Source organism: Rhodococcus sp. AQ5-07 (assembly GCF_009707305.1).
Lineage (GTDB): Bacteria > Actinomycetota > Actinomycetes > Mycobacteriales > Mycobacteriaceae > Rhodococcus_F > Rhodococcus_F erythropolis.
This window is the reverse complement of sequence record NZ_CP046100.1, coordinates 51,300-65,921: the sequence shown is the minus strand read 5'-3', so window position 1 is coordinate 65,921 and position 14,622 is coordinate 51,300. Positions and strand designations below refer to the sequence as shown.

Genomic DNA, 14,622 nt, shown 5'->3' with positions numbered 1-14,622 from the left:
GTTCGCGTGTCCTTGACTTCTTCGCGAACTACTCCAACTATAGTTGCTATATTCACACTTTAGTTGGAACTTCGGAGGTGCCTGCTATGCAGCTGAACAGGCCGTTCGCCACAGTAACGCCGACCCTGGACGGCGACGTGCTTGCTGTCTTGGCGAGCGCAGACGCCACGTTCACGATCAGCCAAGTCCAGCGCATCCTCGCCACGGGCTCAGGCGAAGGCATCCGCAAGGTCCTCAACCGCCTCACCGCGCAAGGTGTGGTGCTCCACGATCAGGTAGGCAGGACCAACACCTACCGCCTCAACACCGAGCATCTCGCAGCCGAACCCATTATGGCACTTGCACAGCTGAACTCCACCTTCCTCGAACGCCTCGAAAAACACCTGAACGGGTGGCTCACGACGCTGCGGTATGCCGCAGTATTCGGATCGGCAGCAACCGGGCACATGAAGCTCGAGAGCGACATCGACCTGTTCCTGGTGCGCGCCGCTGACACCGGCCACGACGGGAACGAAGCGTGGGAGGAACGGGTAACCGAACTCGCCCGACTGGTCACCGCGTGGACCGGCAACGACGGACGCATCGTCGAGTACACCGAGGACGAGCTCCGTGCCGCGGCCGCCGCCGGCGAACCCCTACTCCGAGACGTCGCGAAACAGGGCCTGACCATAGCGGGAACACGGAGCTGGCTCAACGCGCAACTGCGCCCTGCTGCGAAGAGGTCCTGATGGCCGGACAACGCGACTGCGACTCCGTTGTCACCGAGGGACGCATGTCCAAAGCGAACGAATTCTTCGACGCCGCTGACCATCTCGGACAGGAGATGCCCAACGCCGCAGGGGACTTGTACGTCGACGCGGGTATCGCCGCCTCGGACGTCCTCTGCTGCCTGCGCCTCGGTGTGCACTCGAACACCGGCAACCACAGCGAGGCCATTGCACTACTCAAACGCGCCGACAACGGATCCGAACGGCATCTGAACACACTGCTGAACTTGAAGAACAAAGCTGCCTACACCCACCAGGACCTGACCTCTGCGGAATTGAAGAAGATGAACCGCGCAGCGGAACACCTCGTCGAGGCAGCCAAGCAGGCAATGGCCACTCGAAGATAGCCCCCCGACTCCCCGGATCCAGCGCGCCTGCCGTTGCACACCTGCAACGTCAAGTCCTCGCCGGACCGACCCCCGGCTCAACCACCTCGCCGAACCCAACCCTCGCTACCGACGAGAAATGCGCCCTACATCCGGCGGGTGTCGATATCGATTCGGTCGATGCGACCGCAGATGGAGTCCGCATTCGTGCCTCACCGTCGTCGACTTCGGCACGATGCTCTGCCTGCTCGCGTCACACTTCTCCTACTGCCGCGTGCGAGACCGCCCTCTACCGCACACCCCGGACGCAATCATGTTCCTTGTGAAAGATCGTTAGTTGGCGGGTTGGGTTCTACTGCTTCAGAACTGTCGCGCCGCAACATCCGGGCGATGCGAGGCGGCGAGCAGCTCTCGCAGTCGGTCAGCCGAGACAAGAGCCCCAGGGTCGCCAGGTAGCTGTTACCGAAGCCGTGCACTCCCCTCCAATCCGCACCGGCTCGCATCGGTGTACCCACGGAAAGGCATCCCTCACAACCACCACCTGAACGCGCTCCCACCGCCGATGTTTCAGCCCGCCCGCCGCCAGGTGACTACCCCACGCGGCGAACGATTCGGGTGAGTCGCACACAGGCACCAACCAGCACGCTGGTCACTCACGGCGGTGGGCGCCTGCCCCGAATCGACCACACCCCACGACCTTCTGGTTTCACGAACCGCACGCCCTCCACCGAGATCCGATCATCGACCTCCCCCGACGGCACCGAACCCACCGAACCGGTACGGCACATCTAACAGCGATTCCGTGCCCGTAAACAAGCACGCACCTCCGTGACACCCCCAAAATCTGACACCGCTACCCCCTCACCCAAACCGACTCGGACGCCGAGCCGTCGAACCTCGACCCAAAAAGAGGGGGGTCACCAGCGTCTACGCGCTCAGCGACGCTTGACCGCCCTCCGGACTCTGGCCCTCAAGCTCCGTCCCGGACGTCATACGACAGCCGGGGACGTCAGCGGACAGGTTCGAGCACGCGCGGATCATTGCTCCAGGGACCGTTCACGGCAGGCTAGACTTCGTACGGCTCCTGTTGCAGAGCAACATGATCCGGGCGGCCAGCTTCCGTCGCTGGACTGCCTCACGGGCGTGGGTCGCGTCCGATGAAAGCCAGAAATCGAGTCTGCACGTCGGAGCCGTCAGCCACATCTACCCGTGGCCCGTACTGACCGCTGGACCGCAGCACCTCATCCCAGGACTCCATACCCGCGAGCATCACGGCGCAGCGTTCAGGGTCGAGGGTCTCGTCCTGACCGGTAGCGCGCGCCAGGTCCCAGCTGTGCATGAACACGTCGGCGGTGAAGAACTGCGCCACAGCCTGAGGTAAGGATGCCTGACCGGTGTTCGGATGGGAGAAAACTTTGTCCCCGGCAGTCGGATCATCGAGCACGGCTTGGACACCGTCGTTGAAGACGCGCCACGCAGCTGCCGGATCGTCATCGACGTCCGGACCGGCAGGCAAAGTGATGCCGGCACCTTCCTGAAGGAACGGCGGAAACCACTCGACGAGGTGGCGAACAACGTCGCGGGCCTTCCAACCCTCGACCGGTGCGGCCCTGTTCCACACTGCCTGATCGGGTACACCGTCCACGATTTCGCTGAAGCGGCCGGCAAGTTCGCGGTACTCCTCGGCCGGGGTCTGATCGGGAGTCATCTGAGCCTCAGTTCTTCTGAATTGCGCCGGGATGCAACGCGCCCAACTCTAACTCTGACTGATGACATGGGTTACCCGGTAGCTGTGGTGCTGTTTTCGACGACGGAGCCGCGATAGGTGAGGCTTGTCGGTGATCGCTGCGCAGAGTCTCGGGTAAGTGAAGGCGTCAGGCCAGCCGTCGAAAGACTGGTTTGAGGCGATCGAACGGAGCACACGGCTGAACTTGGCCGCACCGTCACGACCTACGACATGCGGCTCGACGGCGCCCACATGTCGACATCCGTAGCCTCAATGGAATTCGAGCCGACGGATGCCTGCACCCGATTCACCCACGTCGAGCACGGAATCTTCTTCGACCAGTTCTGGGCTGACGGACAGGGACGCGAACAAGGCACCCGAGGCCTCCTCGACGCACTCGGCAACTACCTCGGATGACACACTCCTCCTGATGTGGGTGCTGCGGGCCGGGTGGTTGGCGATCAGAGCTTCAAACTGATCGCCATAACCCGGCAATCACCCAGCCCCGCCTTGTGAAGCAGCAGATTCCCGTCAGCGTGCTCGGTTTTCCGGCGGCAGGTTCCCACCGGTTGCCGATTCTGGTCGAATGAGTCCCCTCTACGACGCACGAAAGATCATGCGTGCGCAGGATCTTTCGCCTCGCCAGTGCTGATCAAGCGGTGGCGCCGACCGTCGAGTGCAACGGCCAGGTGTCGGCAACACGTGGAGCCGCTACCACTCGATAATGCCGCGGACTCGCCACTCACGTAGCCAAGATCGCACGCCTACGCCATCCCACACCGGCAGTGCCACCCGAAGCACAGCCAGTCGTAGAGGACATGGGGAGGACAGCGGTAGCCCGGGCCACCGAAACCCAAGTGGTACTCCGACACCTCGACCATGCACGCGCCGAAAAGCTGGTCGCAGCCGACACCGTCATGGACCAACTGCACCGGCGCCTGTTCACCGTCACCCAAGCCCAGCAATGGCCACACGGAGTACAAGCAGCAGTCGACGTCACCTTGCTCGGACGGTTCTACGAACGGTTCTGCGATCACACCGTCGACATCGGCCGACACATCATCTTCCTCGAAACCGGACAACTCCCCGCGCGGCCCGAAACCCTTCCTTCCTGAAATCTACCAACCCCTCTGTATAGACGACAGTCGCCGATCCGGAAGCGCCCGACCGATTCGCCGCGCCCGTAGCTCTAGGCGGCCACACGGATCTTTTCGTGCCCAGGCTTTATCCTCTTCCCTCGTCATTTCTACTCCGGGAAACGGCCAGCCGAACCCTCCCACGAGAGGGAAGCCATGGGCCCGGCACAGCCGCAATCCGCCCCTCCACCAGATAGCGGCCACCCCACACCCCCGCCGCCTCCCCGCGAGCGAGGGCGCCCGCCAAACACTCCGACATGTGAGAACAACTGCGACACAACGACATCGCCTTCGACAGCTCCACACGCACCGAAGAAAACCACCATTCCGGATCGTGTGACCGACACGGAGCAATCACTACCTGTTCCAAGCCCACCCGGGCACCCCCGGCCTTGCTGCCCATAATCGCCTCACCGCCCCATTTCTTGCTCGCCAACCGCCCTCATCGAACGGCAGGTCTTCCGCTCACACCCGAGTACCCCGGACTGCCGTCAATTTCCCCACCCATTGGTCCTGCGGAGGCTTCGTCATGATGACTTCCTTCGACTCTATGCAAACCCGTTTTCCGGGCGCTGCCTCACAGAATTACCAGAGCAACGACACCCACGCCGACAGCTTGCGAAAACCCGCTAGCTCACCACATGGAACGATCCCGGCAAACAACCCGCCACGCAAATCATTACGTACCCAGCCCTGCGCCTGGCACGGGGACGCCTGTTTTCCCCACGCGCTGAGCGGGTAGCTCACCCAGATGAGCACCGGACACGCACCAACCGGCGACGGAAGCCGGGCGCAGCGGCCGCGCCCCGAACCGCGTCCCGAGGCCACTGCACCGCCACGCGCCGATTCAGAATGGAACTATCGCGTCCGCCACGAGACACCCACCCAACGACTCGACCGCAACTGGTCCCACATCCTCCAAGAGCTCCGGGTAGTCCAGACCGGCATGCAGATCCTCACCGGCTTCCTCCTGACATTGCCCTTCCAGCAACGCTTCTCGGATCTGCAAGCTTTCGAGAAGGACTTGTACCTGATCACGCTCGCAATGTCGACGGCAGCGACGATCGTGCTCGTATCACCTGTTGCCATGCACCGCCTACTCTTCAGGCGTCATGCCCTCCCCATCCTCGTCGAGCAGGGTCAACGATTCGCCGTCACCGGCCTTCTCCTCATCCGGCGGGACCGATTAAACCCACCCTTACCTGGCCTGACGCTCAGTCGCACCGTCGGCTCCGGAGACTTTGATGTGCCCGAGGTCCACGATGTAAGTGGCGCCGAGCGCGGGACCGAGATCGAGGGAGCGCCTCGACTTAGTAACTAAAGGGTCACCGGCCCCGGTAACACGCCCGTCAAAGAGAATCGACGGGCACAAGACCGCACTTCAATACTGAAGTCGCCGAAAGAACGAAGGCTGCCCCACGCCCGAACAGGCGTGGGGCAACTTCTCACCGAGAACTGCGACGTTGCATGTTCAGCGCACGCTGGAGGTCACATCGACTCGGCGCGCGGCACCAGTGCCGACAATCATGGGTGCAGGTTGGCCGCTCCGCCGTTCGGCGTCAGAACGGAACCGATATTCGCGTCGGTTCGCGGGTTGACATCCGTTGCCGAGCACATCGTCGGGGCGTACTGAGTTCCGAACAATGTCGCCTTCGACAAGAACGTCATGTAATTCTTCGGGTTTGCGTACTTCCCGGCATCACCGTCGGTGTTGATGTAAACCGCCGGGTTGGAGGAGGTCGTGACAACTTGGACCGAAGGCAGCGTGAAGGTGGCGCCGGCAAGCGCGGTCAAACCGGCATCAGAGGTATTCGAGCCGCCCGGACTCGCACCCGCAATCGTTGTTCCGACTCCGCCATTGAGGGAAAGGTAAGACCCTGTAGCGTCGGCAGCACCACTTGCGTTCACTCGAGTGACCACCGGAGTGCCACTGAATCCACTGCCCGTCCCGGAGACGATAGACGCTGAGGTGAAGGTTGCCGGATCGATCTTGAATACGAGGTTCAATCGATTCAGATTGACGACGGTGGCACCGCCACCACTGGTCGGAACAGTTTGCGAGCCTGGCTGAATCGTGTAGGTGCCCGGTGTCGACGACGAGTGCGCAACCGACATGGAGTGAGCCTGAAGCGGCTGGTGAACATTGCCGGCAATGAGTGAATTGGGGTCACCCATGCAGGCGTTGTTGTAATTCGTCGTCACGTTGTGGGCCGACGCCGGCATCGTGGCCGCAAACACCAAACCTAATGCTGCCGCAGAGATCGCAGCAGTCGTTCCGGCACGCCGAGCGAGAGATACAGTCATTGTGAACCTTTTCTTTCGTTGAGAAACGATTGACGTTCAACAAGATGAAATGTCGCAACAGATTTCGAATCGCGGCATCATCGCAAAGAAAAACTCCTCCTCCCTATTCGTAGACAGAACGAACTCGGCACAGCGCCATTCCGGGAGTCGCTTCCCGGAGCAAGGCAGGTTCGAATACCGTTGCAGGACAGCCCGAGAGTAGATTTCAGCTCAGTGAGTCCACACATGGTCGGCGGTAGAAGATCGATGTAGGGGTAAGCCTTCGCAGCGATGCAGAAGAATCGCATCCTGCGTCCAGTGCCGGCGAGAATTCTCGCATCCCAAATCCCTAGAACAGGTACCAGTTTTCTCACTTTACCGACAAAGTCAAGGAAAGGCGAAAAGTTCATACTTTAGACGCAGCACAAGGGCCCTTCGCCTCCACTGGAAGTCGGAGAACCGGTCGAGCAGTCGAACAGAATTGGCAGACACGTAACTGAATTGGCTCCACGGGAGATCGATTCACTCCGCGCTCGTGTTGCCACGTGACCATTCACGGGATCGCGCGAACTCAACCTGGCCACCCCGGCCATCCCTTAGTGCTTTTGGGCGATAGTTTACGAATTTCGCCCGAAATGACCGAAATCGGATACTCTTCTGCCACAAGCAATCCAAGCCACACGGGGATTCGGACGTGGCACGAATTGACTACCAACCGCAGGGGGACCGACCGGGAGGTTAACCGTTGAACCTGCGATACGTCGCCTTCGCGCGTGCCGACCCGCATTACTGGGACCGCGCCAGAACAGCGGCTCGACCTCATTCCCTGCACAACGAGCACTTCATCCCGACAGGTCAGTGGATTGATCACTCTGGCGACGCGGTCCCCAAGGTGGACCGTGTGACCACCCGTCGCTGGTGGTGCCGAATGAGGGGGCCAAGTCCGCGGAACGAATTCTACTAGTGAATACGCAGGACGTGAACTGAACACCACGAGCGGCGTGCACAATCCCCCGGGGAGGCGGTTTCCGATTCTTGATCGCCACATTCCAAGGCACTCAATACCAGTGTCAAGCCTTGGCAGTTATCGATCGAGGGGCCAGCGGCCTTCCGGCTGAACATGTCAACTACCGCGCCGCAGTACAATTTTTTCCGGGTAAGATGTTCGGTAATTCCCTTAACCCACAACTCATTTGGCGCGATACGATGAAACTGCTGGTGCACGAGATCCTCCGCCGGCGCAACGCCCTTCAACCGTTGGTCTTCGCCGGACCAGGCAGGCCGGCGACGCCGAGCCTCATAAGTTCGCCGACGAGATTTTCACTGACCACGATGTCCCTACCGCGCGTGAGCTCCGCACACACAGATCAAGACCCGTAGGGCTGTCGCGAGGCTGTGTGGAGTTCTCCGATCCGCCCGTGAGCCACTGCCAGCGTATCCGTGGCGGATGACATCGGCTGGATCTTGTAGACGCAGTAATCCAGGTTGCTGACACCGAAAGCCGGCAACAGCCCTTCACGGGTCCCGGCGTCGACGAGCATGTCGAACATCGGGTGAATTCTTCTGGGGTCGAGCAGTTCTCCCCGAACAGCGCCGCGGCACTGCGGAGGATTTCGACTTCGATTCGAGTAGTCGGATGCGCTTATTCGCTTTTGTCAGCTGCGCAGGTTCTGTTCTGGTGATGCCTGACCGTTCGCCCCGGTCGACTTGATCTTGGCGAACCCACGTGTGGAGCGCGGCGGCGCTGATGCCGAGTTCTTATGCGGTGGTGGTGATCGGTTTGCCAGCTCGGACAAGGGTTGCGGTCCGGAGTCGGAACTCCGGCGGATACGGTCGTGGCACGAATCGATGCCTTTGAGCGAGGCTCGATCTGCACTCCGACATGGGTAAGAACCCTTGTACAGATCAAGATGCCGACACTAGACCTGATGATTGCGTCGAGCTGCATCTAACTCGAAGGTCAACTGACCGAACCGTGTCCTTGTTTGGATCTGTCGGTGGTCGTTGCTGGCCGTTCATGGCTTTCCGCGGCAACGTGCGTCGAGCCGGGGTCCTCCTCGATTTTCACGTCGTCGCAGTCATCGATCGTCTCGGGTGACTGCTGGACGCTTCACCGCAGCGACAACAGTCACGGGTTACAAGGCTCTGCTGCATTGGTTTTCGTCGATTGCTTTGGTGACCCGGATCGGAGTCGAAGACACCGGTTCATATGGCGTCGCCGTGACCGTGCTTCTGCGCAGCCAGGGCTTCGAGGTGGTCGAAGTGAACCAACCCAATCGGCAGATACCCCGTTTGCGAGGCCAGACCGATTCGATCCATTGGGAGGCGACGGCGAGGTCCGTACTTTCTGTAACCGCGAGTGCTTTCGCGAAGTCACACGGCAGGACAATCGAAACGAGCTGGCCGCTTCGCAGCAGTTTGTCTGGATTGCGTTGATACTCTACGGCACCAACTAATTCGCTACGCAATGTCACCGTCAGCGCTCCTCGCGAACTACGTGATCAGTTCGAATCAATGACAACCGGAGCCTTGTTGCACCACTGCTCGACGGTGCGAGTCGGATAGGGCGCACCTACCGCCTCTCTGGAGGCGGCCAAATCGACGTTACGGTTTCTGCCCCGTCGGGTGATCACTCAGGGTGAAGAAATGAACCGGCTTCGAAGCGAACTCACCGATCTCGTGGCCGAGTCAACTGCACTGCTCGCCGCACCGGTCGGCGTCAACGGCGCATCCACACTGCTCGTCACCACAGGCGACAATCCCGAAAGACTACGCAGTGAAGCATCGTTCGCTGCCCTGTGCGGATCTCTCCGATCGAGGCGTCCGCAGGAAAGCACACTCGCCACCGGCCAACCGCGGCGGAGATCGTCATGCCAACAATGCGCTCTGGCGGATCGCGATCATCCACACTAGTAGCGACATGCGATAGCGCACCTACGTCGCACGTCGACCAGTGGAAAGGAAATCGCCGCCGAAGATCCACCGATGCCTCAAACATCACACTGCTCGTGAGATCTACATGTTGCTCGTCGATCCGCCGACAGCTTCGAGCATCGACGGTCTTCGGCCGCTCCGAATCTTCATCGGAACAGAAAATGCGGGCCGGCTCGTCACCTATCGACGAGTCGACCCGCATATCAGGTTATTCCGCGCTGAACGAGGGAATCATCATGCTTCCCATCACCGCCAAGCCGCTGACATCTCGAAGCGAACCCAGAGCATTACTCAAGAAGGAAAAAAGCATTAGATACTCACCTCCTTAAGCCGCGAGTAGTCGGATCGGAAGGTCATTCCTTCACCCATCCGTCACTCGACAATGCAGTCAGCATCTCGAAGAAGCTGACGTGGATCGCTGACAGTGACCCGGTGAAAAGACCGAAAACATCTTCCAAGGAACCCATTTTCACCCTCCTAAACTATTTGAACGGATTGAACGGGACGTCGAGACCGAAGTCCACAGAGAGCGCAACAGGCATCGTGATGATGGACTTAAAAGCAGTCAGCATCATGGGCAAGAGTGCCGAAACCGAACCCAGATCAGATGAATTCATCTCGCATCCTCCTATTCGCTCGAGATTCCAGTGAGCCCGTCGATGACGACCCCACCGGCATCGATTGACCCGTAGGCGAAATTCAGAATCGCCTGCAAGAACGGAACTAACATTTCCCACTCCTTCGCAACGGACAGTCGCATGTCGCCGGTAAGAATTTCCGTCACCCGAAGGACGGGATCTAGGGCCGAGCGATCACGATGTGGAAGTAACCGTAGACAGTGTTTTAGAACTCGTGCCAGTTTTCGTGATTTATCTCAATTGTTCCGACTTAAGTCGTAGTTTCGGCATCTCAACAAGGGGTGCGTTAGCACTTAAGTTCCACAGAAAACGCTCGACAACGACGCCTATCAGTACCGCGCACAAGTGAGATCCCCATTTCCGTACACAGCTCCCCCACCTCACCGCCCAGTGCCATGGCCAGGTTCTTCGGCGAATGGAACTGTCCCCGCCACTAAATTATCGCGAAACTCTCCGCACGTTCGTTTGTCGAGCACCTCTCACGAGTCGACACAATCCGCCAGCGGCACTACAACAGTCACCCAGTATCCACACGGTCGATTACCCACGCTCTCCACGAGCATTCGCGAAGACTCCATGGATCACCTACCCCGCTCAGGATTACTCAACCATCCGGCGCGTGAACGGCAGCATCCGACATGTCCGCGCATCACCCCGCCTCACCGACCGAAGCCGATGAATGCACCCACCGAACGAGAGAAACCTCGCCGACCGATCGGCGGTATGGCAGCATTCGCCACATGACTAGCGAACGGATCGAAGTACAGCGCACCATCCGTGCCGACCCCGCATCGATCTTCGCGGTCCTCTGCGACCCTCAGGGGCACGTCGCCATCGACGGATCCGGAATGCTGATGGGCGCAGATGGCGAACTCGTGACCGCGACCGGCGACGAATTCGTCGTCCACATGGATCGCGAAGCTCTGGGCGACCTACCCATGGGACAGTACGACGTCACAGTGACGATCAAAACTTTTGTTCCCCAACGCGAAATAGCATGGACCATCCTCGGAACTGTCCGGCCTCCGATCGGGCACGTCTACGGATATCGGATCGAGCCGGCCGACGACGGCCACAGTTCCCTCGTGACCTCGTACTACGACTGGTCTGATATCGGCCCCGCCTGGCGGCAAGCAGGAATCTTTCCCGTCATCGCCGAAGGATCTCTCAAAGCCACGCTCGGTATCCTTGCACGCACCGTAGCCAGAGGTTATCCGCGCTGACCCCGCCCGAAAGCCCAGCGTCGGGGCCGTGATGCTCCTCTTCCGCGAGCGCGCAGCCACCACCGCGACAATCGCAGCACTGATCGCCGGTGCCGTCGCAACCTCATGGATCTATCTCAACGGAATCTTCTTCCCCACAACGTCTCCAGTGAGTGCCATGTCCTACGTTGCGCTCACAACCATCACGCCGGCCCTACCGCCTGTTATCTGATGGGGCGCCGAAGCCACGCTGACGCCTCCCAGCCGCCACCTCACCTGAACTCGCGACAAGAGGCTGCCAAAGAGTAGTAGACGAACCTCCACTGCAGCCCAACACGCCCGGCTTCCCCGTCACGAGGCACGGGTCCATCAGTTCATGAAGACCACGCCGCCCGACCTACACTAGAATGCCGAGACGTTTTCTGCGCGTTCACTTTTCGAGCACTGATCACGAATCGACTCGGCCCGCCAGCGACACTACATCAGTCACCCGATATCCACACGGCGAGCGCCTACGATCTCAGGCCTACACGCCCCTCCAGGCATGGGCCCGCACGATCCACCACGCCCGCCCTCACCCCCGCGGGATCGCGTACCGCGGCAAATTTCCCGGTGCACTGTGCGGGGCGCTGCTCGAACAAGCAGCAGACCCTTCCCACCCGTCCGGCGCCATCACTGCCACCGTCCCGTATCGAAATCGCACGCCGAATCGACAGCGCTGCAGTCGCACTGGGGTATAACGCCGTCTGACCCGGCAGGGTTGATCGCTACAACATTCTTCGACCTCCACGACAGATCACAGATATCCGGAAGTTTCTTTTGCTCCGGAGACGACGCAGAACAACGGCAGCTTTCACGCAGGAGCCAGAAATCGGGCCCGATTCGCGCTACCGTTCTAGGCTATGGGGACCAGCTTCCACGGACCGAACCCGTGGCCACACATCACTCGCGCGATCCGCACGCGAGGCCCACGCTATGCCGCTGTTCCCTATCTCGGACACCTTGCGCCCGAACTACTTCCACTTCGCAGTGGAGACCTTCTGATCGTCAATGCTTCTACCGCGGCGATCCGCGCCCACGCCACTTCACCTGCCGTTCTTGCGCACTACCTCAGCAAGGGCGTTCGCATCCTGTCGTCGTCAACACTGCACGCCAAGGTCATCGTGACGAACCAACGAGCTGTAATCGGCTCGCCGAATGCTTCCGAAAATTCCACATTCACCCATGAAGCGGTCGTCATTTCCGATGACCCCCAAGTGGTTGCCGACAGTCGCGCGTTCATCAACAATATCCACGAAACCACTGCTGTAGACCAAATATTCATCGACAACGCCGCGCGCGAATGGGCGATCGGGCGTGCTGTACCCATACCCGGCATCACTGGCCGAATGCAGAACCTTGACAACGACTTTCCTCTAACTCCGACCAACCGAATGTTTATCAGGCAAGTCAGCGATCACGAAACCTCCGTGCGCATCGCACCTGTGAAACAGCCTTCAACGAAGCAGCTTTCGGTCAATCCGAGCGTGAGATATCGACTCGAAACACTCAGACTCGGAAAACCAAGCAGCATGGCACGTGGGGACGTCGTCATCCGTGTCTCCACGGACAACGAATTGTTATTGCCACCCGCTGTCGTGATATCGAACCAGGATCGAATACCGGATTCCCCCAGTCAATTTCAGTTCTTTCTGCGCGTTCGCAACGACCTGCTACCGCTTCCTGTGGCAGACGCTGAGAGGTATCTCGTGGATGTCGGGTACCCCAGCGCACAACTGCGGTCCAACCACTACGTTCGCTCGCTCAGTCTTCGGGCCGAACTGTTGGCGTTGTGGAACCTTTGAGTCCTGAGAAACGAATGTTGACGGAATGCGAAGCATTCCTTCGAGTGCGCGAACAGCGCACCGTCGATATGTCGATCCGAGCAATCCACTAGCGGAAGTCGAACGACGCACGACTCTAATGTTCGAATCCGGTGAACGAAATCCTTTGCGCAACTGCGATAAAGAGCATTCTGCGTGACACTGTACGCGGATCGACCTCCCCCCAACCGAAGTCCCGTCACGATTCGCAGGCGAACACGAAGGCACAAACCCTCCCCGTTGGAAGCCTACGTTCGGCAGTTGACAGGTTGAGGTGCCTTTCCGGATCTTTCAGGTGCTCCTCTCGACACGTGACCCGAGCTATCGAGCTCGCAGACGCACCATCGACTGTCCACAGGCCCCCTGTCGCCATCCATCTCCACGACACACGGCAGCAGCCTGCGGAAGCGCCGTCCAACACGCGGGTTACATAACCGCTCCCCCGCGTTCAGTCGCACATGAACCTCCCCGGCGTCTGACAGCATGAGAGCCAAGCATCTCTATCCGCTCCTGAAGAATCCAACCCGATTCCGACGCTAGACCCATCATCGAACTGCCGACCGCCAACTCACCCAAACTTCACCTTCAGGGAAGCCGTAGAGGTGGTCCGGCAATCCCCTCGCTGGTCGGGCCGGCGGTGGGCTGTGAGGCGGGCCGCCGCAAAATCCCTCAGAACTCCATGGCAACATCAACCACACGCGACACACCGAACAAGCGCGCCTACCCGTATCAGTTACAGATTGGTTCTAGTCTTTCCTCATGGCACAGCACAACAAGGGACCTCGCGGACACATCGCGACTCGTGCTCCCCTCAAGCAGCACAAGGTGTACGAGGATCGGGCCGCCGAACTCGGAATCCCTGCTGGGGATTACTCCGTGCTCATATTGGCCATCACCCACGGACTGGACATCCCGGACTACATCATCGACAAACTGCATCCGGACCAGCTGAGACTTCTCGAGGTCGAGGCAGCTGGATCACTGCGTCGCATCGAGCAACTTGCGGTCGGCGCATGAACTATCCCTAGACAGCGAACAACCCCCAGGGCTTGGCGGCATCGGGGGCTGTCCGTTTATGCGGTTGTGGGAGCTTCCCAGCTCCCTGACCACCACTAACCCAGTGAAGGAAGAGGCGGTGACCACCACTACCTCGAAAGGAAGAGGCGGTGCTTACTCGATGATATCGCAGAAACGCAATTCCGCCATACTCGCGGACGTGTTCACTGTGTCATTTTTGGCACGTCCAGATCACATTTCAGCTTTCGCGGCGCTCGGATCACACTTTCGCGTCCCGAATGTCCCATCCGAGCAAGCCAGCACCGTACCCATAGCGGTACCGATGTGCGGCCGCCGGATCGAACAGACCTCCCGAACAACCGCGGCCGTAACGCGCGTACAGCGGATCCGCAGACAGGGAGGCCGCCCCTAGCCGACAACGAACGAAGTGCCCCGATACCTAACTAAACAGCGCAGACCTCTTGAAAAGCACAAAGGCCCCCGAAGGGGGTGATTGGGAGCGGACCGCATCGCGGCGAAATAAGGACTGGCAGGTCCTTGACGTCGACTGAGAACTGGCAGGTTCTCCGACATCTGTTCTCGAACATTCTCGAGAGGTGAGCTTCGAAAGTTAGCGCTTTCTCTGCTCGTACTGCATCCCCCGGAAGGGACTTACCTATGGCAGGTATGTCTCAGGGTAGCGCATACCCTGAATACACCCCAACTCATTCCATATCACCAACCTTCGGCGT

At 59.8% G+C, this 14,622-nt stretch carries 13 protein-coding genes and 2 pseudogenes; 10 read left to right on the top strand and 5 right to left on the bottom strand.

Features of this window, described 5'->3' with window-relative positions:
* Nucleotides 1-86 precede the first annotated feature (86 nt).
* Together GJB56_RS29610 and GJB56_RS29605 are read left to right on the top strand one after the other, a co-directional pair.
* Nucleotides 87-728 carry a nucleotidyltransferase domain-containing protein gene (locus tag GJB56_RS29610; protein ID WP_113683882.1) on the top strand — a complete coding sequence of 214 codons (642 nt, stop codon included), beginning with the start codon at nucleotides 87-89 and terminating at the stop codon, nucleotides 726-728.
* Entirely contained in the window at nucleotides 728-1,114 is a 387-nt protein-coding gene (locus tag GJB56_RS29605; RefSeq protein ID WP_113683883.1) for a hypothetical protein, read from the top strand. The genes GJB56_RS29610 and GJB56_RS29605 overlap by 1 nt, the downstream gene beginning before the upstream one ends.
* A gap of 1,114 nt (nucleotides 1,115-2,228) precedes the next feature.
* Here the strand turns inward: GJB56_RS29605 and GJB56_RS29600 are convergent.
* Nucleotides 2,229-2,801, bottom strand: a complete 573-nt coding sequence (locus tag GJB56_RS29600) for a TIGR03086 family metal-binding protein (protein ID WP_113683884.1) — start codon at nucleotides 2,799-2,801, stop codon at nucleotides 2,229-2,231.
* A gap of 228 nt (nucleotides 2,802-3,029) precedes the next feature.
* Between GJB56_RS29600 and GJB56_RS29595 the strand changes: the two are divergent.
* Nucleotides 3,030-3,236, top strand: a pseudogene (locus GJB56_RS29595) (SRPBCC domain-containing protein); the annotation flags it as partial.
* 401 nt (nucleotides 3,237-3,637) lie between these two features.
* Nucleotides 3,638-3,934, top strand: a complete 297-nt coding sequence (locus GJB56_RS29590; RefSeq protein ID WP_113683885.1) for a phosphate signaling complex PhoU family protein — start codon at nucleotides 3,638-3,640, stop codon at nucleotides 3,932-3,934.
* A gap of 109 nt (nucleotides 3,935-4,043) precedes the next feature.
* Here the strand turns inward: GJB56_RS29590 and GJB56_RS29585 are convergent, their stop codons facing one another.
* Nucleotides 4,044-4,358, bottom strand: a complete 315-nt coding sequence (locus GJB56_RS29585; RefSeq protein WP_113684007.1) for a WhiB family transcriptional regulator — start codon at nucleotides 4,356-4,358, stop codon at nucleotides 4,044-4,046.
* Between the two features lie 348 nt (nucleotides 4,359-4,706).
* On the opposite strand from GJB56_RS29585, the gene GJB56_RS31500 reads away from it, so the two are divergent.
* Nucleotides 4,707-5,276, top strand: a complete 570-nt coding sequence (locus GJB56_RS31500; protein WP_195849642.1) for a DUF6328 family protein — start codon at nucleotides 4,707-4,709, stop codon at nucleotides 5,274-5,276.
* A gap of 203 nt (nucleotides 5,277-5,479) precedes the next feature.
* On the opposite strand, the gene GJB56_RS29575 is transcribed toward GJB56_RS31500, so the two are convergent.
* Complete coding sequence (locus tag GJB56_RS29575; RefSeq protein WP_113683886.1) at nucleotides 5,480-6,259, bottom strand: hypothetical protein; 780 nt, start codon at nucleotides 6,257-6,259, stop codon at nucleotides 5,480-5,482.
* 1,346 nt (nucleotides 6,260-7,605) lie between these two features.
* Nucleotides 7,606-7,788 carry a hypothetical protein gene (locus GJB56_RS29570; protein ID WP_113683887.1) on the bottom strand — a complete coding sequence of 61 codons (183 nt, stop codon included), beginning with the start codon at nucleotides 7,786-7,788 and terminating at the stop codon, nucleotides 7,606-7,608.
* 1,183 nt (nucleotides 7,789-8,971) lie between these two features.
* Here GJB56_RS29570 and GJB56_RS32145 point away from each other — a divergent pair.
* Nucleotides 8,972-9,126: pseudogene (locus tag GJB56_RS32145) on the top strand (transposase); the annotation flags it as partial.
* A gap of 528 nt (nucleotides 9,127-9,654) precedes the next feature.
* Here GJB56_RS32145 and GJB56_RS31955 read toward each other — a convergent pair.
* Entirely contained in the window at nucleotides 9,655-9,789 is a 135-nt protein-coding gene (locus GJB56_RS31955) for a hypothetical protein (RefSeq protein WP_256065141.1), read from the bottom strand.
* A 761-nt stretch (nucleotides 9,790-10,550) separates the two neighbouring features.
* Here GJB56_RS31955 and GJB56_RS29560 point away from each other — a divergent pair.
* The 4 genes from GJB56_RS29560 to GJB56_RS29540 all read left to right on the top strand — a co-directional run bounded on the left by GJB56_RS29560 (nucleotide 10,551) and on the right by GJB56_RS29540 (nucleotide 13,891).
* Nucleotides 10,551-11,033: an SRPBCC family protein gene (locus GJB56_RS29560; protein WP_019749519.1), complete on the top strand. Its 483-nt coding sequence runs from the start codon at nucleotides 10,551-10,553 to the stop codon at nucleotides 11,031-11,033.
* Nucleotides 11,034-11,061: 28 nt separating this feature from the next.
* Nucleotides 11,062-11,244 (top strand): hypothetical protein, encoded by a 183-nt coding sequence (locus GJB56_RS29555; RefSeq protein ID WP_154606713.1) that lies wholly within the window; start codon nucleotides 11,062-11,064, stop codon nucleotides 11,242-11,244.
* Between the two features lie 670 nt (nucleotides 11,245-11,914).
* Nucleotides 11,915-12,856: a phospholipase D family protein gene (locus GJB56_RS29545; RefSeq protein WP_113683892.1), complete on the top strand. Its 942-nt coding sequence runs from the start codon at nucleotides 11,915-11,917 to the stop codon at nucleotides 12,854-12,856.
* 777 nt (nucleotides 12,857-13,633) lie between these two features.
* Complete coding sequence (locus tag GJB56_RS29540) at nucleotides 13,634-13,891, top strand: hypothetical protein (RefSeq protein ID WP_007733695.1); 258 nt, start codon at nucleotides 13,634-13,636, stop codon at nucleotides 13,889-13,891.
* Nucleotides 13,892-14,622 lie beyond the last annotated feature (731 nt).